Consider the following 25,754-nt stretch of genomic DNA (forward strand, 5'->3'; position numbering starts at 1 on the left):
AAATCATAATCATTAAATAATACCTTTTAGTAGATGAATGCAGGCAAAGTCTGTTATATAAGATAGAAGGGATTTTAGCTTAGCAACACTAAGCAATTAAAAAAACACCAGATTCAATCTGGTGTTTTGTCTTATTTATTAACGAATAGGAATTATAATTGGTGTTTTAAATTGTACAGTTCATTGGTCACCAATGTATTCACCATGCATGTGTTGGAATGAAATACCAGTAATGGCTACCGTCTTTTTATTTGCTAAGTATTCTACTGGCAATTGAAAGTTTAAAGTGTAGTGAGGGTTGTGACTTCCTTCTTGACTACCAGATAAGCTAGCAGGTAAACTATCACTACTTGCCCCAATACCATCAAAACGTAATTGGATATTATTAAAACCTGTGTTTTTAATATTTTCTAAAAGAGTGTAATATACATCAACACCATTTAATCGACCGGTTTCAGCACTCACGTGTAAATCGTGCCCATCAATAATCTTGTAGCCATCTTTTTGTAAATTAGTTTGGCGTCTTAACTCTTCACGCACATATTTGTGGTTGTGTGTATGTACTAAAGCGCTATTATGATCTTTGTGTGCAATTCAGTTAAAGATCATTAAACCTTGGTATTTTTCATTCTCTTTTAAACTCTTACCTTTGAGGTGTTGATTCGGTTCAAGCGTTTTTTGTTCTTCTCATTGTTGATTAGTTTCTAAATTATTAAAACGCCCGTCATTAACTTCGTTAACCTCTTCCCCTTCTTTTGGTTGGTTTGGTGTATAGTGGTCAGGATCTTTGGCAATAGCTTCAATTTGAGTGATAATTGCTTTAGCTTTATCTAAGTATTTTTCTTTTTCTGATTCATCTTTACTTTTTTTAAAATCTACTTGAATACTAATAAATTCTTGGCGCAGATTATCTGCATAAGTTATTTTTTGTGTCGCAGTAGTATTCTTATATCATTGATTTAATTTCGACTCTAAATTAGCAAATTCTTGGTCCATAGCTGACTTATTACCACAAGCTGTTAAACTAATAGCTGTAGTAGCCAGTACTACGGTTCCTAAAGATAAAAGACATCATTTCAATTGATTTTTCTTTTTCATAAACTTTACCTTTTTCTTGTTTATAAAACTTATATACTTTTTAATTCCATTATTATATTAAAAAAATTATTTTTTATCAATTAAGTAGCACACGAATAAAAAAACACGCCCTATCTGACGTGATTTTAAGCGTTTTTTCAGTTAACTCAGCCCACATATGCTAATGTAGGTGCACCAATAAAGTGCATTCAGATTGATGAGTTAATACTTGGAATTTCACGGGTTAAAATTAATCCTAGAGCAGTAATTAAAGCACCAACGGAAGCGGATAATGGAATAACAATCCGATAATCACGGACACCGAAAACTTTTCGGACTATATGTGGGGTAAATAGACCGACAAAGGCCACATTCCCCGCTAATAAAATAGATGGTGCAATTAATAAAATTGTCGCTAAAATGGCAATCATTTTAATATAAACAACTGATGAACCTAGGTTTTTTGCTTTCTCGTCACCTAAATCTAACAAACTTAATTTGTGAGAGATTAACATACTAACGACAAAGCCAATAACAATAGTTACAGCACAGATTCATAATAATTTAAAATCAGCAAAACCATTAGCTTTCAAAATATTTTCTGGCCCACCTAAAATATATAGCATGTTTGCTGAAGAAGCCGACTCTTCACTTGAACGAATAAAGTAAGAAACCGTATTAAAGAATACACCCGTCGCTAAACCAGCTAAAGTCATCTTTAAGAAAGATTTCTTTTGTTTTGACATAAAGACCATACCTAAAAGCATTAATGCGGCTACACCCCCACCAATGAAGGCAAAACCAATCTTTTGCTGATACATACGGAAATCAAAAGAAATTGCTAAGACAACCATAAAGACAGTGGCACTAACTATGCCTAGTGTTGATGGGTCCGCTAAGGGGTTTCGTGTTAGTGTTTGCGTAATACAACCAGCTGTACTTAAAGCTACACCCACAAGCATAATGGCAATCGATGATCAAACTGTATTTTGCAAGTTAGCATATGTATTAAAATCATCGATAACTAAGAAACGTAAGCTGAAAACTAATTTTAAAATATCTCTCAAATGCATTTGCACACTAACTGGTGAACCGTTTGTGTATAAATCAATTTTTGAGGCATAAGAGAGATTTCAAATAAAAACACCAAATAAAACAAAGAGTAAAATAATGTATGCAAAAATAATCATCGCAATTTTTTTGGGAGAGATTAGTTTTTGATACCTTAATGTCCGCGAATCAAAAACAAAGGGTTTTGCTGTATTGATTAAACTAATTTTTTTCTTTTTGAAAAACATAAACCATTATTCAATATAACTATTTACTTTAATGTTGCAAACCACTCGTTCATTATTAGGTGTTTGCATAATTGAGGCGTCAATATTATAAGCGGCTTTTAAGGATTCTTGATTAATAATTGCACTTGGTGTACCATCAAATAAAACTTCTCCGTCTTTTAAAACATAGATGTAATCTGAAAATTGCATAGCTTGGTTAATATCATGTAAAATGGCAATGATAGTTTTCTTGTGTTTGATTTGTAATTGTTTCAGCGTTTCTAATAATTCGTATTGATTTTTAATATCTAAGTAAGTGGTTGGTTCATCCAATAAAATAATTGGTGTATCTTGTACTAAAGCTAAAGCCAAGACAATTTTTTGACGTTGACCACCTGATAAGTCTTGCATAAACTTATCTTTTAAATGTTCGATTTGCATAGCATGCATAACCGATTGAATAATATCTTTATCTTTTTGACTTAAAATTCCAGTGATATTTAAATATGGATTACGTCCGAAAGTAATGTAATCAATCACCCTTGTTCCCACAGGAATATCTAATGATTGAGGGATATAAGCAATTAATTGACTAGCTTGTTTTGTGGTGTATTTTGTATGTTCCTTATTATATAAATGGATTTGACCGATTTTGGAATTATTGATTCGTACCATCGCCTTAGCCATTGTTGATTTACCTGAACCATTAGGACCTAAAATAGTTGTAAAACAGTGGTTTTTAATATTCATATTAATGTCTTTTAAAATGAATTCACCACGCCGTGAATATTTAAAAAAGTAATCGCGTACTTCGATGACGTTTTCAGGATTTAAAGCAACAATAGCGTCGCGATCAAAATGTTTTTTAGACTTAAACATAACTATTTACCTCGAATGATTAAATAAATAAAGTAGGGAACAACAATGGTTGTTGATAAGAAACCAACCGGCACATTGGTATTTAAATTAGAAGAAATAAATAACGCCGAAGTCACTAGAATCGAACCAATTAAGAAGGCTCCAAACATTGTATATGTTGTTTTGTTACCAAACATTTGTTTAGCAACGTTAGAACCTAAGACTCCTAATAAAGCCACAAAGCCGACCATCACCGCTTCCGTCCCAGCTAAAATTGCTACTAATAGATAAATGATTAAACGTAAACGTTCGACATTCACCCCAGCAGTCCGCGCTAAGTCTTCACTTGTTTCATATAAGTCAATTTTTCGACGTAAGAATCAAATAGGAATTAGGGTAATTAAAATCATTACAGCTGATGGAATAATAATATTTCATTGAATATAATTGGAGTTAGGAATAATTCCATAGGTATATTTTTGAATAACTTTAATTGTTGTATCTAAAGTTCCAGCTTCTTTGAACATGTTTGATAAACTATTGACATTGCTACCGTTAGCATTCGGGTTAGCAAGAACGACAGAAATAGCTTCGAATAAAAAGGAAAGAGCAATACCCACGATGATGAATTTTTCTGAACTTAACCCACCAAAACGAGATAAGACATAAATAATCGTACTCCCTACAATTGATGCTAAAAAAGCAATTAGTGGGAGGATTTGCATTTCTCATCCATTAGATTGGATTTTCGATTTTACTGAAAGCAAATAAAAGGACATAATAATAATATTTAAACTTCCAATTCCTAATAAGGAAATGTCCGCTAAATTGTTGCGGGTGGCTTTTTGCAATAACAAGCCCGCTACTGCTAGTGCTCCGCCCGAGAAAACTGCCATAATAGCTTTTTTAGAACGGATTTCATAAAGGTGTGCGTTAATAAAGAAGTTCGTTTGGTGATTGTCGTGATACAAAAATAAAACTAGAAAAATAATGACCCCCAAAATAACAGCTAAGCTAATCATTTTGATTAAAGCTGTCTGTTTGTGATCAATTTTTTTCACTAAAGCAAAAAAGCGCTGTTTTAACGGTTTTTTGTTTTTGTTGTTTTGTTGAATATCTTCATTATGCATATTTTTTAATCTACTACCTTAATATAAATCGGGGTTCTAAATTGAATTGTTAATTCTGCACCAATGATGTTGTTTCCATGGGTGTGAACAAATGATAAGCCAGTAATGCGAATGGCACTAGAGTCTAATTGATTTTGTTTAGCTTCTGCTAGTTTTGATTGTAAATAGTCCACATCAAAAGGGATGTCGACTTGCACATAGCGTCAGTCATCATCGAAATTTGTAGGTTTCTTGATGAAGGCTGATGATGATCCAATACCATCGACACGAACAATAAAATCATCAAAAATTAAATTTCCTAAATTATTGTGATTAGCATAATAAATTCGAACACCTTTTAAAATGCCACCTTCACTAATCTTAACAACAGGGTTATTAGGAACTTGAATGTAAGGATTTTTTTCATCTCAATCTTCGTCATACCATTGGTTTTCTCATAATACAAGTTCGATTGGTTGAATAATATGCGGATGAACATGTACGTTGCCATTCGCATCGCCTACCGCTAGATAATAACCGAAAAACATTAATTCGTTATCATCATCTAATTTCAATATTTTACCATTTAATTGTTGGTTTCCCACAATCTTTTGTGTTTGGTTGGAATTAGCAAATTCCTTAGGGACTGGTAATGGTTGTTTGGCATCATAAATAATACCGTGAGCAAAATCTTCTGCTTGCTTAGCATTTGGTTTTTCTTCTACAAATCCACCAGTTTTATTTGTAGTTTTTCCTGGTTTTTTGGGCGCCTTTTTAGTACAGCTAGTTAGCATGCTAACCATGCCAACTGCAGTAAGTGATAAACCGATCATGCTATATGTTAATCATTTTTTAGTTTTTATTTTCATATCTTAACCCTTTCTAGTATTGGTTGTTGGCATAATGTATTGATCTCAATAACTACCTCAATGCATCGCTTGCTTATATTGGTTGTGTAATTGAGTTTGTTGTGCTTGTGACATGGTTTTAATTTGTCCTTGCACTTCATCAGTATTTCATAACATATCTAGAACAGCGTCCAGAATTTGATTATAACCAATCGGGGAACGAATTCCTTCGGTTCAAAGCGTATAATCTTGTAAAAATACGTGATTTGATAAAACTTCTGGGTCAATTACCGTTTTTTTCTGGATATGTGATTTTAAAAGTAGGTTGACTTGAACATTTTCGCTGGGATTACTAAACACTTGGGCTTTATTTTTTGTTAAATTAAAAATGTAATCAAAATTTCCTTTAAATTTAGCAAAGTTGGTTTCTGTTAAACCTCCATCCCCTAAATTCCATCATCATCCATGGGCATCCATATTTAATATTGAATTAGTTAGTTTAGGTTTAATCCGTTTTAGTTCATACTCTTCGTTGTCTTCATTCACACAGTGTGTTGTACCATCATCATGCTTATGACAACCTTCGGGTACCTTATTGTCCACAGGATCTAATAAAGCGCGGTAGTCATAGCCAATTAAACGGGGTTTAGGACCTCTAAAACCTAAATCGTAATATAAGAAACCATACTTAGAAATCGATTGTAAAGTATTTGTCCCATTACGTTCAAAAGTGGTCAGCAGCCCTAACACCTTTGATCGGCGGTTATCGAAATTATATTTTTGAGGATCATAATTAGGATCTACTAAACCTAATTTTTGAAACAATAAACGCATCGAACGTAATCGCTCGTACAAATTACCCGCTATTAAATTAGCGTTGCTTAAGGCGTTTTCTAACGCACTTTTTTGTTCAGGATTGTCTTTAAACAAAGCTTGACCTTGTTTTGTCTGTATAAAACTTGTTGCAGCGTATGCAATTTTATATAAATACAACATACTCTCGCGCATTGATCCTAAATAAATTTGTGAACTATCGTTGAGTTTTAAATTTTGCTCATAAACCGGGTGATGGTGTAATACTGAAGAAGTATTTGAAGGTTGATCATCAAAAGTACAAAGTGGCAAGTCTTTAGTGAAATTATCATAATCACACATCTGTGGATGGTAATTAATATTATTGATGCCCGCTTTTTTATCTTTTTCAGTTAATAAAATCTCGTTAAAAAAATGGTAAATTTTAGAATTTAAACTTGATGATTCACGCCAATTATATTCGGGATAAAATAAGGGGATTTCGTTTTGATGATTAATTAATTTTTGTGTTTGCGTATCATATTCCACACCTAAAACAAATTTGGCAAAGTTCGATGTTCAAAAATTAAATGGTGTTTGTTGGTTGTTGTTTGTAATAGTTAAATTTTGCTTATTATGGAAATAATATTGGTTAATATCATTAGCATACCGGCTAAAATTGTGTAATTGATATAGTTTATTAATACTTGGATCCTCGTAGGTTAAACCTTGTTTTAATTTTTTAATTAAAGGATCAGCAGCCTTATCAGCGTCATGTAAAGCAGCAATTAACTCAAAGGGTAAACTTAAGAATAAATCTCGTGATGTTTTATAATCAACACCGGTTACAAACGAATCATTTTTAATCGGTCCACCCTTAATATCTAAAACAGCACCACCAATAACATTATTCGTATCTTCTAATAAATATTGATCATATAAAATAAAATTACCTTTATTAAAAAACCAAAATTCTTCGTTCCGGTTTTCATTATCATTATTACCACTTAATGAGAATCAAGAAGGGGCAAAAACCTTAATTCGTTTTTCTAAACTAGCCAATTTATTTGTTAAACCATTTTTAAATGGCTCGTCCTGATAAATGAATGATTGAAAGGTGTGTGGTTTTAAGGCGTTAATATATGGATATGGTTCGTGTTTATCTCAAAAAACTTGTGTTGGATAGTAATCTGGAACAATACCTAAGGCTAATAAATTATCTGCTTGGGATACATATGTGGGAAATATTCTATAGACTGTACCAACTTTGGGTTTACAAGCAAAAGCACAAGCACTTAAACTAACCCCTAAAGCACATAAACTAATTATTCCAAAGACTTTTTTTATTATTTTTTTCTTCATAACTATAAATTCTTTCTATGCATTCATCCAACTCAAGCCAGTGTTGGTGCACCAATAAATTGCATTCAAATAGATGAATTAATTGATGGAACTTCACGTGCTAGAATTAACCCTAGAGAAGTTAATGTAGCACCTAAAACAGCCGATAACGGGATTAGGACTCGGAAATCGCGGACACCAAAAACTTTACGAATAATATGTGGGGTAAATAAACCCACAAACGCCACATTCCCTGCTAATAAAATCGAGGGAGTAATTAATAAGATGGCAGCTAGAATAGCTAATAGCTTAATGTAAATAATGGCCGAACCTAAATTCTTAGCTTTTTCATCTCCTAGTTCTAACAGACTTAATTTGTGAGCAATTAACATACTCATAATTAATCCAATCCCGATGAGAATAGCTGATATTCATAAAGTTTTTCAATCAGCAAAACCTGTGGCTTTTAAAATGTTTTCGGGTCCACCTAAAACATAGAAAATATTTGCACTAGCCGCACTTTCATCACTCGAACGTAGAAAGTAAGTAATTGTATTAAAGAACACTCCAACTGCTAAACCAGCTAAAGTCATCTGGATATATGATTTTCTTTGTTTAGAGAAAAAGGTTAAAATTATCAGCATCATGGCAGCAATAGCTCCACCGATAAAAGCGAAACCAAAACGGAAAGAATATAAACGAAAATTAAACGAAATGGCGAGTACCACCATGAAAACAGTTGCCTGTACTATTCCTAAGGTTGATGGGTCAGCCAAGGGATTTTTAGTTAATGATTGGGTAATAGATCCAGCTACAGATAAACCAAAGCCAACTAAAATAATCGCTAAAGAAGACCACACCGTATTTTGCAAATTCCCATTAGAATTAAATTTGTCACGAACTAGGAATTCTAAACTAAACACTTTGTGCATAATTTCATGAAAACTCATATTAATCGACGTTGGCGTTCCGTGTGAGGCAAAGTCAATTGTTGTGGCATAAGTAAGATTTCAAATAAAAATTCAAAAAACAGCTAACGATAAAACTAAATAGCAAATAATTAGAGCGGCAATCTTGCGTTTACTCATTAAATTTATATGTCTTAATAAGGCTAATTGAAACGTATATTGTTTTTTGCTTATTTTTTTGGTTTGTTTTTTAAAAATAAAACTCATTATCTTCCTTTATGCTTTTCTTTGATTAATTATCTTTTTATTTTCGTATTTTCAATCCTACTCCGCACAAAAATCCCCCTGATTGTTCCGTTTTTTTATTTTTTTCATAATAATTGGAACAAAAAAATAGTGTTCTTAGACACTATTTTTGTATTTTTCCATCTTTTATTAACTTAAATATCAGTTGTTAGAGAGTCGTATTTTTGCTTAATTTGTACGTAAACACCCTCTAAATCTGCTATTAATTCAAAAATACTAAATGCTAGAATGTTATATTTTCTATCCACTAAGAATTGGTATTTATCATAAAGAGTTTCAAAATTCTCTTTTTCAATTAGCGTATTAGTCATAGCATAATCAACCATTAAATCAAATTGTCTTGTTGTTTGGTTATAAATGGCAAAACTTATATGTGATCCTAAAATTTCATATTGGTACATAATAATCTGATCTTCACTGATTAAAGTTTTTAAGAAAGTAAACATCTGTTGATCAAAGAGATTATCAAAAGTATATTCTGGTTGAACTTGAATCTCAGTTCAACTATTCGCTCGTTCATTTTGTTCATCACAGAAATGCAAGAAATGATAAAAGACCATAAAGTTTTCATTGCTTTTATTAAGAGTTAATTCACTAGCCATAAATGATTTAACAACTAACATCTTCACTCTAGCTCTTGTAATAGCTACATTTAATCGATTCATACCATTAGCTTTAATAATTGGTCCAAACTGATTACGAAGAGCACCACCTTCATCTTTGGCATAAGTTACGCCTAAAATCACTAAATCAGCTTCGTTCCCTTGAACATTTTCTAAATTAACCACTTGAATTTCATCATCTAATAATTTTTGATAAATATCATGACTAAAGTAATTAGTAGCAATCAAATTTTCAATTAGTTCACTTTGCTTTAAATTAAAAGTAATAACTAAAATACTTAGGTATTGTTCGTGATGTGCAATTAAAAGTTCAATAATTTTTTGTGCTTCAATTACGTTTGTATTTTCACGATAAACACCATCTAAGGTATTGATAACTTCTACCCCTGCATACAATTCATGGTTGTATGAAGCAAACACTAATTCATCCTCATATAAGTGATGAGCACTAAAAGCAATTAAGTCAGCACATTGTGAACGGTAGTGGTTTTTTAACCAATAAGTTGTTCATAAAGCACTTTTAGTTCTATCTAACAAACTTTCGGCCACATCGACATCATCAATTGCATAGTCCGCATTATCTTCATTCCGCGAAGAGAAGAAATTAGTTGGTTTTAATTGTTTATCATCCCCTGCTACAATTTTGATTTTTGTTCGGTGTAATACCGGATATGCATTTTCTAAAAACATTTGACTGGCTTCGTCAAAGATACCATAATCAAACAAATCTTTTTGTAAAGGGAAAATATCACAAACATCATTTGGCTTGGCGATTCAAACAGGGAACAATTTAATTAAAAAGGGATAATATTCTTTAATAAATGTAGCGATATCTGGTTGTCGCGATAATTTAGCTACACTCAACATATTTTTCAGTTGTTCTTTACTTTCGTTGGGCAGCTGTTTAATTCAGTTATTTAAATAATCTCAATAAGCTCCATGAATTTGTTGGTCTAAGTGCGCACAGAATTCATTTAAATCTTTTTTATATTGGCCAAATCAATCATTGATTCGCAATGTTAATAAACCTGCATAATCGTTCAATTGTTCGAAATAAAATTGCTGTAGTTCATAAAGCTGAGTACATTTTTGAGCATCAAAATTAATTTGTTTTAAGAAGTCAAAAACAGGCTCTTGTAAATTTTCTAGGGGTACATGATTTAATTCATCTAAAATCGGTGTTTGGATATCCAGATACACTTGTCATAATCATAGATCATAACTAGTTATATTATCAGCTAGTGATAATTCATAGAAAATAGTTAAGATCGCTTCATCGTGAGTGATTAATCATTGATTTTCATTAATTAAATTAAAAGTCTCTCATGTAGTTTGTAAAACATCAGGGTGATTAGTTGTACGATAGAACAAAAAGTTTTTTGGACCTATCGATTTATTCACTAAAAAATAATCTAAAATTTTTAGCTGATTTTGTTTATTTTTTTGTTTTTCTATATGTGGTTTAAGGGCCACAAAGTGTTCTTGATAAAATGCTAACTGTTTTAATAGTGCAGCGATGTCGGCAGGTTGCAATAAATCTATTAATTGTTTAAACACGCGCAAATATTCTTCGAATAATGTGTAGTTTGTCATATTTTGAAAATACGCTTGGTTTGTTTCATCATTAATGAACGATTGCATGCGTTCATATTGATAACTTGCATCTTGTTGTTGTGCTCGTTTTAATCATTCTGGATGTTGTTTTGTTAGTGTTATTCAACGTTTTTGTTTATTAATCAATTCAGATAAACTACATCAACCTGACTCAAGTTGACGACGTTGTTTTCATTCATTTAAAATAATGTATGAATCAAAATAACTTTCAAATGCTATTTTACTTTCTACATATTGTTTTAAAACAGCATAAACCTGTTCGTTTTTGATTAATTCTTGCTCAATGGTGTTTAGATTCAATCATTTTGTTTTAAATCTATCAAAACCATTTGTATATAAGTTTTTTACTAAGCGGTTCAAATTTTGCATCAATAAATTTGTTTTGATAATTTTACGAGCTTCCATTGATGAATAAATTTGGGGTGTATTGTTTTTATTTGTACTAGCGTCATTAATCAATCAAAAACGCCCAAAACTAGATAATAAATCATTAATCTTACGATAAAAGAATAATTTGTTTTCATCAGTATCAATATATAAAGTAAAGTTGTTTAGCTTATAAAGTCGATCAATTAAAACATCCAGGGCCGCTTTTTTCTCAGAAACAACTAAAACATTATTTTGTTGTAAAACAACATTCGCAATAATGTTGGAAATAACTTGTGATTTCCCTGTACCAGGTGGACCATAAATTAATGTATTTTTAACTAACGCTGAATAAATCGCATATGATTGGTACAGATTTAATGGTTTTTTTAATTGAGCTAGTGGTTTAGGGTCTTGGGCACGAATTAAATGATAATCATCAGCAATTACTTCCTGACAATCGTCATAGTTTTCAGCGAACACATCTACTTGGTCATTGATTAATTTTTCCAAATCTTTTTTAATTGCGTTTCCGTGCGGTTGAAAAACCCCGATCACATAAGCATTGTAGATGAAATATTGTTCAAACTTTTCCTTAATTTCTGTACTTGATAAATTCAGGAAACGATTTTGAGAATTATATGAGGTGATGTAATTTTGGTTCGTTAATTTCTTTACATCATCCAGCATATTAGCTTGTTCTTTAAAGTCAACAAAAGAGTTGTTGTAATCTTTTTTTAAAAATAACAATAGCTTTTGATTGACAGTGTACATATCTTTCTTATGTTCTAAGAAAAGTTTGTTAGCGCGTTTAACTAAATTAACGGGCAACAAATTAATTGGGGCATTAATAGCGTTCGGTTTAATTGTATTACCAATAATATAGTCATAAGCAATATATAATGGTCATATGCCGGTTTGCTTATAAATAATTTGAGCTTGATGGTTAATTGCATCTAACTTGCTAATTATGCCATCGACTTTTTTAATTATGTATTCGATCATACTAGCTTGCTGTTCATCGAAATCATCGTATAAAGCATTAATCTTTGCCTTGGTTGCCACATCTGCTAATAGCAGTTGGTATTTTTTTAAAACATTATTAAATTCTGTTACATTAAAAGTTTCTGATAACTCTTTTTTTAACACCTGAGTATCAATAAAAATCTTATATTCTAACTCGCTTATTTCATTGTTAATGAAGGCCTTAATATCTTCTAGTTGAAAAAATGTTAAAAGATCAGCATGACTTTTATCAATTTTCGTTCTAATACATTGATCTCGACTATCTGTAGATAAGAGATTAAATAATTTATTTTGTAAAGCTTGGTTATTGTTCATAAGATTCTAACTTTCTATAACTTTTAGGTAAATAAAAAAACAGACAAATATTGCCTGTTTAATTTTAGGATAATAAACAACAGAAACAAGTTTATCATCCTATGTTGATAGGATTAATTTTGCAATATTTAAGTTTCGTTTGATAAATGATAGTCATATTAAAATGATTTTAATAATATCGCGGTTCAATCCTTAATAATTAAAGCCAATTATATAAGTATTGTAGTATTTAATCACCCATTACTAATAATAATTTTTACAGTGGCATTAAAATTTATTATTAGCAACTTTATAACTTATAAATAATCCTTTTTTCACAAATTTGCATACACATGATCGACATATATATTTTTATTTTGTGTTTAAAAGCAACAAAATATTTTTTTATAAGTAAATCAAAATTCAGCAAAAAAGTAATTGCAGTCATATTTAAAAGATCATGATTTTATTATTACAATTAAAAATTTCTAACTAACGCTCTTAACGTTGAAGAACGCGAGCGATAGTTTTCGTTTATTTCTTCTATATCTGGTTTTTGTTTATTAATTTTTAAACTGTACTTGGCTAATGTTTCCTTTAACGGAATTTCATTAGGTACTTTTTGGTCAAGATATTGTTTAAATATCTTTTTAACAATTTTATCTTCTAACGAATGAAAACTAATACAACTAATTGTTCCTTGTATCGCAAGCAAACTAATCGCGTCGTGCAATGCGATTTCTAAAACCTGAAATTCATCATTGACAGCAATTCGCAAAGCTTGGAAATACAAACGAGCAAAGTGTTTTTTAGCATAAAGCATTTTTTTAGGAACAGAATCCCTAATAATTGCTACTAATTCTAAGGTCGTTTCAATTGGTTTAGTTGTACGGTATTTTATGATTGCTTGAACAACTTTTTCGGGTTGTGCAATTTCGCCATAAGTTTTAAAAATTTTATTTAACACGATTGGGTTAGATGTGTTAACAATTTCATATGCTGTTAATAATTGTTTTTGATCCATGCGCATATCTAAATACGCATCATGTGTATAACTGAAACCACGCGATTTATCATCCAATTGCGGGCTTGATACACCAAGATCGAAAATAAATCCATCAACCGCCTGAATCCCTAAGTTTTCTAAGGTTGATTTTAAATTTTTAAAATTGGTTTTACAAATTTTAACATTTGGTTTGTCAGCAAAAATCTTCTGAGCATAAGCGATTGCTTGTTCATCTTGATCAATGCAGATTAATAAACCATCCTGATTTAATTGTTCATAAATCAGTCGTGAATGACCTCCACGGCCAAAAGTGCAATCAACATAAACACCATTTGGTTTAATGTTTAGAACATCAATACTAGGTTTTAATAAGACACTAATATGATCATTGTAAATCATAACACTTCTTTTCTTCGCCAATTATTGACCATAATCCCATGATATTTTAATTTAATTGTTTCTTGAAAGACATAAACAACCTAAGGTGATTAAATCATCCTCCAAGGCCAAGCTAAACTTTACAAAATGTAAGTTGATCTAAGTTTTTTAACAATCTTGATCTAACTAATCAAATACGTTATAAAAACATAGAACTTGGCTAATTATATTTTATGCTTTATTAAGCAAAAAAGACGACTTTTTTATATTTTTTAGTTATTATAACGAAAAAACTAAAAAAAGTGATAGTTAAAATTTTAAAGCAAACTTGCAGGTGGTTAGTAAAAACAATCAATGCGTCGATTTGATTAATGTAGGCAATCGATGAATAAATCACTTTAATAACCTCATAAAAAATTATTCAGGCATGGGGAATAAAAATTAATCAGCATAATATTTGATGTAAACATAATATTGGTCAAGCAAAAAGCTGAGCATAAATTAAACCTAAGGGGTTAATATGTAAGACCATTGTCGCAGCGATCAATGATGAACCAATAAAGATGCAAAAATTTAAACAAAGAAAATTAAAAATTTTTTCCTGAGGATTTAAATACAATTGGCAAGTGTGTCAAATAAATAAAATCCCATAACTAAAATAAAATGCGTAGCTATAAGCATGTGCATGGCATAAAAATATATTAATGCAAGCGTTTAAACCCAATTTGTTTAATGGGGTCAATTGTTTTTCTTTATCCAAAAATTTGCTCAAAAAATTTATGAAATAATTAATAATAATCCGTCATATACCCGGATTAAAATCTAATAAATAAGCATAAAAAAGGACTAAGCAAAAATATAAGGTATCAAAAAGACGACAAATTTGTTTGTGTCGAATTTTTTTAATCAATTTGCGCGTTAATGATAAATGCAAACCTGAAACAATAAATAAGTGGGCGATGTTTAAATTATATAAAGACTCTAGAAACTGTCCTGGTGTTTTAACGTTAAAAATCAGCAGTTTGCAGAAAATTAGAGTCTGCTGATCAGTAATATTTCTACTTACTAATACAATAATTTTGTTTTTTAAACTTTGCGAATTGTATTCGTTCATCAAATGGCACAATCTTTGATATGTAAAAGCACTACTTAAATAATGTGTGTACAAGCCAATTATGATTCCGCTCAAAACATAAAGGATAATTAGTTTATAATTAAACCTATAATAAATAAAAAAAGCTAACACAAACGCGTTTAATAATAAAGCGTAGTATGTTTTTGTAGCCACACTACTAATCACACTTATTAATAAAATTGCTCAGTATAAAAAATAGTGATACTGATGTGTTTTGTTTAAATAAATATTATGCATATTTCATTTAACGTCTACTTGCTCTTTTTTACTTTAATTAATTCATTCAACAAGGAGAAAATATATGCAAACAATCGCCATTGTAGGAAAACCAAATGTAGGTAAATCTTCCTTATTTAATAAAATTATTCGACGTAAACAATCTATTGTTAATGATCAGGCAGGAATTACGCGTGACCGTATTTATGGGCTTGGTAACTGATTATTAAGAGAATTTATGCTCATTGATACCGGTGGGCTATTAGCTAAAACCGACGATGTTTATCAACCAGATATAATTCGTCAAGTAAACTTTGCTATTGATGAAGCAAATGTCATCATTTTTTTAGTCTCTCATAAAGATGGAATTGATGCTAATGATATGATGATTGCGAAAATGTTAAAAAAAACAGCAGCTATTAAAAAGATTTTGTTAGTTGTTAATAAGTCAGAAAATAACATTAATAAAGAAAATGAGAATCAACTATATGCACTTGGTTTTGGCAAACCAATCTACGTTTCAGCAGAACACTCTGTTGGGGTTGGTGATTTATTGGATGCGCTAGTGATTGATTTACCACCCAATCCGATTGATAAAGATGATGACAATTTTGAATTCTGTGTTATCGGAGTACCTAATGTAGGAAAATCTTCATTGCTAAACGCCATTCTTAATGAAGACCGTTCGATTGTGCACGACCAAGCAGGATCAACGCGTGATAGTATTGATGCCATGTTTAAATACAATAAAAAAGGCTATACCATTATCGATACAGCGGGTGTCCGTCGTAAAGGTAAAATTAGCGAAGATGTAGAAAAATATGCTGTTTTAAGAACTCAAAAAGCCATTCAACGTGCTTCATTAATCCTTTTTATGATTGATGGTTCACAACCTATTAGTGAACAAGACGAGGTAGTAGGAGGACTAGCTTATCAAGCTAATATTCCTACGATTATTGTGGTGAATAAATGAGATGCTGTACAAAAAGATGATAAGACCATGCAACAATTTATTAAGAAGGTGCGTTCACACTTTAAATACTTATCTTGAGCTCCCATTGTTTTCATTAGTGCTAAAGAAAATAAACGTATCCATACCATTTTTGAAACGATTGAAATGATTCGTGAACAAAAAGACCGTCATATCTCTACAAGTGTTCTAACCGACACATTAATTCGTGCTAACGTTGCTGTTGATCCGGCTTTACACAAAGGGGGGCGGATTCAAATTAGCTATGCTGTGCAAGTTGAATCACAAATTCCCACTTTCGTAATTAAATGTAATAACCCTAAATATTTACACTTTAGTTATGCGCGATATATTGAAAATGAAATCCGTGCACGTTTTGGTTTTGATAGCGTACCAATCACTTTATACTGACAAGATAAGAACAAAAAAATCCGAGGATTAGAAAATGAGTAAGTATTTGATCATTGGATCTGGAGCCTTTGGTTCAGCGTTAAGTCAACCATTGTTAGCTAATCAACACCAAGTGGATTTTTATTCCATCAATACTAATGAACTAAATGAAATTAAGAATCAACAAACAAACCAAGCTTATTTTGGTCAGCAAAAATTTCTTGGTCAAATTAATCAAGTTTATAATGATTTAACGCAAGCTTTAACAATGAATGTTTATGAAAGAATTATTTTGTGTGTACCATCAAACGCCTTAAGAAGCGTTATTGACCAATTAAAGTTATTCAATTGTCAACAAAGTGTTTTAATTAATGCTTCCAAGGGTATGGATTTAACTAAATTACAATTATGAAATGACGTGTTAGAACAAGAAATTAATTGTGCAGGTGTTTTTTGTTTGTCAGGTCCTAGTTTTGCTGTTGAGGTATTTGTCCAAAAACCTACTAAAATTAATTTATTAGGTAATAATGAACAGTTAGGTCAAGCGATTATTAAGGATTTTAGTACTCCTTGATTTAGTTTAGCTTTCAGTACAAATGTTAAAAGTGCTAACTTTTTTGCTAGTATGAAAAATGTACTCGCTATTGGATGTGGATTAGTGCAAGGGCTTTACGAGTCAAAAAATGCTTTGTGTGCTTATTTAACTAAAGGGGTGCAAGAAGTCTTATTATTAGCTCATAAAGTTTATCAAACACCAACTGATGATTTCATTGATTATTATGGTTTAGGTGACTTAATTCTGACATGTACAGATCAAAAATCACGCAACTTTCAATTTGGTTTACAACTAAGCAAGCAAAAGGCTAGTGTTTTACTAGCACACAATAAAACTACTACTGAAGGTTTAGATAGTTTATGTGGGGTCTATCATTTATTACAAAAACACCACTTGAATACAGCATGCCCGCTACTTGATTATTTATACCAAGTAGTTTACGATGATGCTGTGATTATGGATTATATGGAATTAATTTTCCATCAATAAAAAACATATGCAATCCGTTTCTATCTTACAGCAACTAACTAATATCCCCAAACAGCCTGGTTGTTATTTGTGAAAAAATAGCCATAACGAGATCATTTATGTAGGGAAAGCTAAAAATCTTTTTGATCGAATGCATTCCTATTTTTATGAACACAATAATTTTAAAACCCAGCAATTAGTCAAACAAATTGCTGGTTTTGACTATATCGTAGTACACAACGCCAACGAAGCCTTAATTCTTGAAAACAATTTAATTAAAAAACACAAACCCCGTTTTAATATTTTGTTAAAAGAAGGGAATTTCTACCCTTATATTTGTGTCACTAATGAAAAACACCCGCGTTTAATTTACCAACGAATTTATAATCCAAAAATTGGTACTTTTTATGGACCGATTGCTGATAAAACAAGTCATAAATATGATTTATTAATACTCTTAAATAATCTCTATCCATTTAAAAAATGCAAGCAACCCGAAGATAAACCGTGCATGTTCTATCATTTACAGCAATGCATCGCCCATCACGTGAGTAACGAAACTTTTGCTAAATATGAACAGTTCAAAAAAGAAATTGCCTCCTTGTTTAAAGGCGATGTAGCCGGTTTAATTACCACTTTAAAAGAAAAAGAACAATTCGCCGCTAGTAAATGAGATTTTGAAAGCGCAAAAAAATACTTTAATCAACAACAAAGTTTATTGAACTTACAAGTGGCTTCATTAGTCCAATTAGATATCGAAAATAACTTTGATGTCATTGGCTATTATTTAGAAAATGGCTATTTAGTAATTAATATTTTCCGTTATCAAGAAGGGAACTTATTAAGTAAGCACATTTTTTATGACAGCATTATTGTTGATGACTTAAACGAAATGCTGGTCAGTTATTTAATCCAATATTACAGCTTACATAAACAATCACGTTGTTTAATTTATTTACCCGATGATCAATTAAAATTTCTAAAATCTTCATTAAACCAAGTTTTTGAAATTCCACAAAACAAAAAAGAACAATCAATCTTAGAAATGGCAGTATACAACGCACGCGCCTATTATGATTCACATTTGCACTCGTTAATTCAAAACAAAAACAATGTTCAGAATAATTGAACGCAATTAAGTACTCTTGTTAACATTCCCAATTTACAAACCGTCGAAATTTTTGATAATTCCAACATCTTTTTAGATCTACCGATTTCTGGCATGATTGTTTATGTTAACGGTGAAATCAATCATCGACTTAAACGTAAGTACAACTTACAAACTAAAGAATTACAATCTGATTATCATTTCATGTATGAAGTAATTAAACGTCGCTACACCCATTTAGAAAACACTCCTGATTTAATTATCGTTGATGGAGGTATTTCACAAGTTAATGCCGCGCAAAAAGCCTTACAAGAAATCCAACGGTCAATACCGATCATCGGTTTTAAAAAAGATGATAATCACCAAACTCATGCAATCGTTTTCACAGATAAACAAGAATATGACTTTGATCGTCGTTCAAGCTTTTATAAATATTGTGCGAAAATGCAGGATGAGGTTCATAACTGAGCTATTTCTTTTTTACGTAAAAAACAAACCAAAAAGATGACGCATTCTTTTCTTGACGAAATTCCGGGGATTGGTCCGAAAACCAAAGCTAAAATTATGCAATACTACCGTGATATTGATCATTTAAAACAAGCTAGTTTATCAAGTTTAGAACAAATATTAAGCAAGAAAGTAGCTCAAACATTATTTACTTTTTTACAATCATACAAATAAAAAACAGGTGGGCCTGTTTTTTTGTTTTCTCATGTTTTTAAATAAATCAGAAACCCTTTTCATTAAAGGTCTGATCATCATATCGTTGTGGATATAAATAACCTAATAGACGAGCTTTTTCATAAAAGCTGGCTTGGTTAAATGGTTTCGTACCATCACCATAAAAATCATACTCGTTACCGTTAATTAAATAGGCATATCCTAAACTATCAGCAGCAGCTGTGAATAAGCCAGCGATATTTCCTTGACTATCAAAAACTCCACTACCTGACATTCCTCCAGTGGCATCAATGATTGATGTAGGGAAACCAATGGCATTGTTAGCTACATTTCCTTGTCCGTGCGCAATTCGCATAATTGGGGTTGAATGAGCAAAAATATATTCTCGATATCTTTGCAAATGGTAATTGTCTTTCGTGTGTCCGTCCCCATTAACAGGGAAACTACCTTGGAATCAGTTTAAATTCACATAATCGTTTACGTGATAAGCTTCCCGCGATACTTGCATCATTGGTAATTCTTTTCAATGTAAAACATAATCAGCAATTTTTTTAGAATTAGCATCTAAGGCTTGATAAGCTGGACTTTGATGATCATATTGGGCAAAAAAGTCGCTTAAATCAATAATACAAATGGTCATATCAATACGGCGTTTATTATTTGTATCTTCTAAAACATTGCTATAATTATCTCTAAACCCATGAAAGTTTCAGAACTGGTTTTTATCGCGATAATTAGAGACAATCTCTAATTCAGCATCAAAACCATTCGGTCAGTATAAATTTTTGGTTAACGGTTCAATCGCTCCCGCTTCTTCATAGTTGATTGGTTTAAAATAGGTGATTGGAATCCGGAAATTAACTTTAATTTTTCTCGTTACATCATGGTCTAAAGACGCATTATCAGTTTGGGGAAATAAGTTAGTGACGTGTGTGTTCGTAATAAAGTAGAAACGATAATCATGTTCATTTTGTGGGTTTACCCGTCCTAAAATTGAATTAGATGAACTTAAATCAGCATCTAAGGAAAAAGCTCTTTCGCGGACTGTGGCCAAGCCACCCGCACTAGCATCATCCGCAAATACCCGACGTAGTGGTAAGTTTTTTGTACCAGCCATTTGATACTCAAACAGACTGGTTAAGTCCGGGTGATGGAATTCCTTATTTTGCGAATCTAAAATCGTTTCCTTTGTACTAATTGATAAAATATTATCTTTCAATGGACGTGATTGAAATTCAATGTTAATATCTTGATTAATCCGGTGGGGATATTGCAAAATAATCCGTGCATCATTTAATAAACCGGTTTTCTGGTTAGCAAAATAATGCACCGTTGGGTTATCTGTTAAATAAACATCGGGATGTTTAGCTTGGATAATTAGACGAACACGATGGTTAGCTAGTTTTTGTATCTTAAAACTATATGCCTCTAAGATGGCTTGTAAACGTTGTTCATTGCGAGTTAAACTATCGGTTTTAACATCAAAATCTAAACTAGGTACAAGTGATTGATTCACATCAAGTTTGACCAAATCAGCATAGCTAAATGTGGCACTTAAATAACTTTTATTATACTGCTTGAAATCGGCGTTATAGATATCATCTAGTTTCATCTTTTTCATATCAAGTTGAAACTTGAAGCTAAAAAGTGTTTCGTTAGCAATCGTATCTCAATTAACAAATTGATCCAAGTCTTTATCAATCATCACCTGTTGATGATCATCATTGATCATTCATAATGTGTTTGATAAAATTTCTTTACCCATGATGACCTCGTATTTGATTTCTTGACCTGTTTCATCAATCATTTTAATACGACGCACTGAAGTTAAATTGCGACGTGAAACATAAGTGGAGTATCTTAATCACGCATAAAAATTTTGCGGGCTATATAAAATGGTATCCTTGTTTTCATCAGCATTAGAAACTAAGGCAAATAAATCATTTTTGTTCAAATTTAACTCAGTTGATAATAATTGTGGGTGATTAATAAGAACTGGTTTATTCTCTTTTGGAGTTTGGTTTAAATACTGGTTGATAGGCGTTTGTGTGTAGTCAAAATGAAAGGCAAAGTTTTTCTTAACAGAACTGTTTAACTCTAAATTTGAATATTTTTTTAAATTATAGGGTGAAACAAATTGAGCACTTTCTAAATGATATTCGACCCCTTCTTCAAACCCATTTAATCCAAACTTGGCAAAATCTTCAAATTTAATAACCGTTTTATATTTTTGTTCAAAGACATGTGAACTCGTTTCATTAGCATCTGATATACTAAACTCTAAGAGAATTCATTTGTTACGGAATTGGTTTATATCTGCATTGCTAAAATCTAATTTCAAACTCCCATAAACATTCTTATTAACTTCATCTTTAAAGACATCAAAGCCAGTTAATTTAACTTGCTCATCGCTAATCTTATTTAAAATATGAAATTCAAATAAATTATCCCGTAAGCCAAGATGAATTAGTTGTTCATTATTAATTAAAACGTCAGTGATGACAAAATCAGTTAAATGAGCTGGTAAGACCTGCGTATCAAACAGCAATGTCTGTTGAGTTGGATTAATTTTCAAATCAACTTGTTGCGCTCACGGTTCAAAGGGATTAGCACTTTTGACTAAGGCTTTGGCATTAACGATATTTGTTTGATTAAAATTGCTATAATGTAAGGCAACTTCCTTTTCTACATTCTTAGGGATCCATGTAATTTGTAGATTATTTAAAGATTCCATACCCACTGATAAATCCAACAAATTAGTGACGTCAATTTTTTTATAAGTATTATCAGTGTATTCATTTTGCAAATAAATACCATCAATTCAGCTTAATTGTTTTTTAGGAATAACTACATAATATTGGTAATCATTAGAGTTTTGTGTTGAACCAATAACTCTACGATTAAAAATTTGTTTGATTAAGTTTTTTTGATTGTCAAAATAGCGAATTTGAAAACTCGCATTTGCTGGTTCTAAATTATTAGCTTGCGAAATGTTGAAAGCAATCTGAACATTTTCATCATTTTCTTTACTTGTTCATTGGCTATAACGATAATAACCTATTGCATATGGATCAAATTCTTCTTTGTTTGAGATAGCGATTTGTTGCTCGTTTAAATCAGCGATGGTTTGTCCTAAACCATCTTTCATCTTCTTGATTTGTATTTTTTGAGGCTGATTGGTCAACTCTAAAACAGCACGATAGATTGAACCTCTAATTTTAACTACTCTAACAGATTGTATTGTGGTGGAATTATCTACAGTGTAATCTAAGTAAAATTCACCATACGCATTTTGGATATTAAAATAAATTTCACATGTCTGACTGTTCATTCTATAGTTTAAGAATTTAGCCCCATTAGTATTTGATGGACTGATTGTTAGTTTGTCATCTAAATTAATAAAATTGGCATTTGTTTGTAAAAAGTTTGCATAGACAGGGGCCACACGTTCTGGTTGCAAAATGTTGGGCATGTATGCGCTAACATTAACATCTTGGTTTTTATATGTCAAAACATCAATCGAATTATCATTTTTTAAAAATGGTGCAACATAGTGAAAACTATTCTCATTTATTTTCCGATCAACTTCATTTTTTTGGTTGTTACTAGATTCATTGTTATCATGAATTGGATTTGTATCTTGACTATTAGTTGGATCATCATCTTGAGTAGAATTCTGTGGGTCATCCTTTTGATTTGGTGGAAGATCCTCTTCGTTCTTAACTAATTCATCTTGGGATGGTTTAGAGTCTTGGTTGTTGTCTTCTGTGCGTGAAGCATCATTAGTATCATTATTCTGATTATTCTCATGATCATTTGCTAAATGATCTTGATTATCATTATTTTGTTGGGTTTCTATATCTTCTTCTGGTTCGTTGATTAAACCAATATCATCATCGATTTGCTGGTGTTCATTAGGTATTTTATCGTGGTCACTATGATTTGTTGGTTCGTTTTGTTGTTCATTGTTCGCAATTTCATTTTGTGTCTTTTTATCTGGTATTTGATCAATTGATTTGTTTTTTGTTTGCACACAACTTGCTGTTCACAAAAGTAGTGGTAATGTGGCTAGGCTTAAAGATAGAAAAATTTTACATTTATTTTTTTTAGTCATATTAACTCCTAATTACTAACTTACATAAAGTTTATAAAAAACTTGCACAATTGATAAGAAATATCATATATATTTTAGATATTAAGAATATAATAACAAAAAACAGTTTAAATATTCAATATCAAAACATTAACAAAATTTATGTAATAAGTGAAATAAAAAAACAGGGATAACCTGTTTTTTTGTGATATTTGTTTATATTTGTTATATTAATTGTGAATGATTAGTTGCCTGCTGGAGCTGGAGTGCTAGTAGGAGGAGTAACTAGGTCAGCTTTACCGTCATCAACATATTCGTCTTGAGCTTTAAATTGTTCAAGACGAGCACTTAAAGCATCAACTGCATTTTGAATTAAAGTTAAACCTTCGTTTAAAGCTTGTGGTTTAGTATAATCAATATTTGCTTTGTTAATTTCAGAGTTTAATGCTAATACTGCATTTAAAACAGCGTTGTACATTTTTTCAGCATCATTTGGTTGTTCAGTTTGGAAAATGTTTGTAGGTTCATTAGGTTGACCAGGGATTTTACCAAAGTCACTAACGTGTTTAACCATGTATTCATCAGTATATCCATAAACTTCGTCACCGACAACGTCAAGATCACGATATTTATCAATGAATTGAGTTAAAATTGCTAATTTTTGAGCTAATGGAGCCATTTTCTTATCAAGTTCAGCAGTCATCTTAGATTTGGGTGCTTCAACATTTAATAAGTGGTCTAATTCTACAGCAGTTTTTACAAATTCGTTTCATAAGTAAAGATTACCTTTTTTAATATCTTTACCACCTGCAGCATCTTGTGAATATGGGTTAGCATATAAAGCGTATGAAGCAGTTGCTGCTTCTTTTGGTGCAGTACTAGAAACTTTTTCAACTCATGTAACTTTACCACGTTTAGGGAAACGACCTTCTCAGAATGTGTATCCACCAATAGTTTCCGGTTTACCATTAGCGTCTTTTTTCAATTCGCCATCGAAATCATGAACATCTTTTTGAGTGTTTAAAGTAATCATCTTGTGACCATATTTACCTTCAAATTTGAAACGACGATCTGGGTGAATTCAAGTCATCGCTTCACGTGCACCATCTAAGATTCCACGGTATTCAATCATCTTGCTATCTAATTCGCTGAATTCTTCAACTTTTTTACCTTCAACTTCATATTTAACAGTTACACGTGGTAAATTAGCTAAGTTAACTTCTCAGTGGTCACCAATTTGGTCATTGTGGTAGTGTAAGAATTGTAAACGGTTTACATAGAAGTAGTTAATTTGTTTTTCAAATAAGTTTTCAGCTACTGTTGGTAATCCGTGAGTGAATGAGAACTTCGCAATTAAATAACCACGATCAACGTCTTCTTTTGTAAATGTGACAATGTTAGATTCGAAACCTGGAATGTTTGTTAATAAACGCACATTGTTCATATTGTCATAATAGAATTTAGGTTTATTTACATTGATGTTAATTTCTTCGCCTTTAGCGTTGTAAATTTTACCATCTTTTTCATAAAGTCCAGCGTTACCTTCGCTATCGAATTTGTTTTCAATATCATTAGCTTCGTCTTTAGAAACGAAATTAATACGAACTTCTGCGATGCTTGGAACTGGGTCAGCTAAGTTAATGTTTTCAGTTGGGTTTTTAGTTACAACTAAATCGTGTGCTTGTCTTTCTAATTTTAAAACACTGTGGACGTGTCCGTGCACACTTCCATCCGGGTGAACGTGTTGTCCAAGCGGTGGTTGTGGAACGATAAATAATGTAGAACCTGCAATTTCAGGAGCGTTTTTATCGTTTGATCATGGCATTGGTGTGAAAACATTTTTGTTTTCTTTACCAGTAGTAGTTCCTGTTGAACCACCGGTTGTCGTTCCTGTTGAACCACCGGTTGTCGTTCCTGTTGAACCACCGGTTGTCGTACCAGTACCTGGGTTTTTCTTGCCTTTGTCTTTGTCTTTGTCTTCAACTTTAGAACAACTTGCCGCAACAGCAGCAACTGAACCTAAAATGGCAAGAGCCCCAACAGATCCAAATAACAATTTCTTGTTTAATTTTTTCATAAATCATCCTATCTTAAAACCTATTTAAATAGGCTTAAAAACGTATATAAAATTTCTTGTAATTTATTCATTCAGATTATTTATTTTAAAAATAAATTACACAATAACAATAACACTTTTACTAATTTAGTACAGGGAATTCGGTACTATAAAATAACGATTTTTTTCATTTTTTTACCTAAAATTGTTTTTTAGTGCTAGTAAGCTTAAAAGTATTGAAAAAATATGTGGAACGCC

General features: G+C 31.4%; 15 protein-coding genes. 3 read left to right on the forward strand and 12 right to left on the reverse strand.

Annotated elements, in window-relative coordinates; all coding sequences use genetic code 4:
* Window positions 1-138: 138 nt before the first annotated feature.
* The 10 genes from OF376_RS00340 to OF376_RS00385 all read right to left on the reverse strand — a co-directional run bounded on the left by OF376_RS00340 (window position 139) and on the right by OF376_RS00385 (window position 14,937).
* Entirely contained in the window at window positions 139-1,098 is a 960-nt protein-coding gene (locus OF376_RS00340) for a hypothetical protein (RefSeq protein WP_263821568.1), read from the reverse strand.
* Window positions 1,099-1,223: 125 nt separating this feature from the next.
* On the reverse strand, window positions 1,224-2,375 hold the full coding sequence (locus OF376_RS00345; protein ID WP_263821569.1) for a FecCD family ABC transporter permease: 1,152 nt from the start codon (window positions 2,373-2,375) through the stop codon (window positions 1,224-1,226).
* Window positions 2,376-2,381: 6 nt separating this feature from the next.
* Window positions 2,382-3,233, reverse strand: coding sequence for an ABC transporter ATP-binding protein (locus tag OF376_RS00350; protein WP_263821570.1), 852 nt, complete (start codon window positions 3,231-3,233; stop codon window positions 2,382-2,384).
* 2 nt (window positions 3,234-3,235) lie between these two features.
* Complete coding sequence (locus OF376_RS00355) at window positions 3,236-4,342, reverse strand: iron ABC transporter permease (protein ID WP_263821571.1); 1,107 nt, start codon at window positions 4,340-4,342, stop codon at window positions 3,236-3,238.
* 5 nt (window positions 4,343-4,347) lie between these two features.
* On the reverse strand, window positions 4,348-5,190 hold the full coding sequence (locus tag OF376_RS00360) for a hypothetical protein (protein WP_263821572.1): 843 nt from the start codon (window positions 5,188-5,190) through the stop codon (window positions 4,348-4,350).
* A gap of 3 nt (window positions 5,191-5,193) precedes the next feature.
* Window positions 5,194-7,323, reverse strand: coding sequence for an iron ABC transporter substrate-binding protein (locus OF376_RS00365; protein WP_263821573.1), 2,130 nt, complete (start codon window positions 7,321-7,323; stop codon window positions 5,194-5,196).
* Window positions 7,324-7,325: 2 nt separating this feature from the next.
* Window positions 7,326-8,477 carry a FecCD family ABC transporter permease gene (locus tag OF376_RS00370; protein ID WP_263821574.1) on the reverse strand — a complete coding sequence of 384 codons (1,152 nt, stop codon included), beginning with the start codon at window positions 8,475-8,477 and terminating at the stop codon, window positions 7,326-7,328.
* 173 nt (window positions 8,478-8,650) lie between these two features.
* Window positions 8,651-12,460 (reverse strand): AAA domain-containing protein, encoded by a 3,810-nt coding sequence (locus OF376_RS00375; protein ID WP_263821575.1) that lies wholly within the window; start codon window positions 12,458-12,460, stop codon window positions 8,651-8,653.
* A 457-nt stretch (window positions 12,461-12,917) separates the two neighbouring features.
* Window positions 12,918-13,844 carry a 16S rRNA (cytosine(1402)-N(4))-methyltransferase RsmH gene (gene rsmH / locus OF376_RS00380; RefSeq protein ID WP_263821576.1) on the reverse strand — a complete coding sequence of 309 codons (927 nt, stop codon included), beginning with the start codon at window positions 13,842-13,844 and terminating at the stop codon, window positions 12,918-12,920.
* A 220-nt stretch (window positions 13,845-14,064) separates the two neighbouring features.
* On the reverse strand, window positions 14,065-14,937 hold the full coding sequence (locus OF376_RS00385) for a ComEC/Rec2 family competence protein (RefSeq protein ID WP_263821577.1): 873 nt from the start codon (window positions 14,935-14,937) through the stop codon (window positions 14,065-14,067).
* A 322-nt stretch (window positions 14,938-15,259) separates the two neighbouring features.
* Here OF376_RS00385 and der point away from each other — a divergent pair, with 322 nt between their 5' ends.
* Genes der through uvrC form a run of 3 tightly spaced genes read left to right on the forward strand, consistent with a single transcriptional unit; the run spans window position 15,260 to window position 19,347 of the window.
* A complete protein-coding gene (gene der / locus OF376_RS00390) occupies window positions 15,260-16,597 on the forward strand; it encodes a ribosome biogenesis GTPase Der (protein ID WP_263821578.1) in 1,338 nt (445 codons plus the stop codon).
* Complete coding sequence (locus OF376_RS00395) at window positions 16,590-17,579, forward strand: NAD(P)H-dependent glycerol-3-phosphate dehydrogenase (RefSeq protein WP_263821579.1); 990 nt, start codon at window positions 16,590-16,592, stop codon at window positions 17,577-17,579. Before der ends, OF376_RS00395 begins: the two co-directional genes overlap by 8 nt.
* 7 nt (window positions 17,580-17,586) lie before the next feature.
* Window positions 17,587-19,347 (forward strand): excinuclease ABC subunit UvrC, encoded by a 1,761-nt coding sequence (gene uvrC / locus OF376_RS00400; RefSeq protein WP_263821580.1) that lies wholly within the window; start codon window positions 17,587-17,589, stop codon window positions 19,345-19,347.
* 37 nt (window positions 19,348-19,384) lie between these two features.
* Here the strand turns inward: uvrC and OF376_RS00405 are convergent, their stop codons facing one another.
* Window positions 19,385-23,461: a midas domain-containing protein gene (locus OF376_RS00405; protein ID WP_263821581.1), complete on the reverse strand. Its 4,077-nt coding sequence runs from the start codon at window positions 23,459-23,461 to the stop codon at window positions 19,385-19,387.
* A 223-nt stretch (window positions 23,462-23,684) separates the two neighbouring features.
* Window positions 23,685-25,517, reverse strand: coding sequence for a Vmc-like lipoprotein signal peptide domain-containing protein (locus OF376_RS00410; RefSeq protein ID WP_263821582.1), 1,833 nt, complete (start codon window positions 25,515-25,517; stop codon window positions 23,685-23,687).
* Window positions 25,518-25,754: the final 237 nt, after the last annotated feature.

This window comes from Ureaplasma miroungigenitalium, assembly GCF_025780085.1.
In the GTDB taxonomy this organism is placed as follows: Bacteria; Bacillota_I; Bacilli_A; order Mycoplasmatales; family Mycoplasmoidaceae; genus Ureaplasma; species Ureaplasma miroungigenitalium.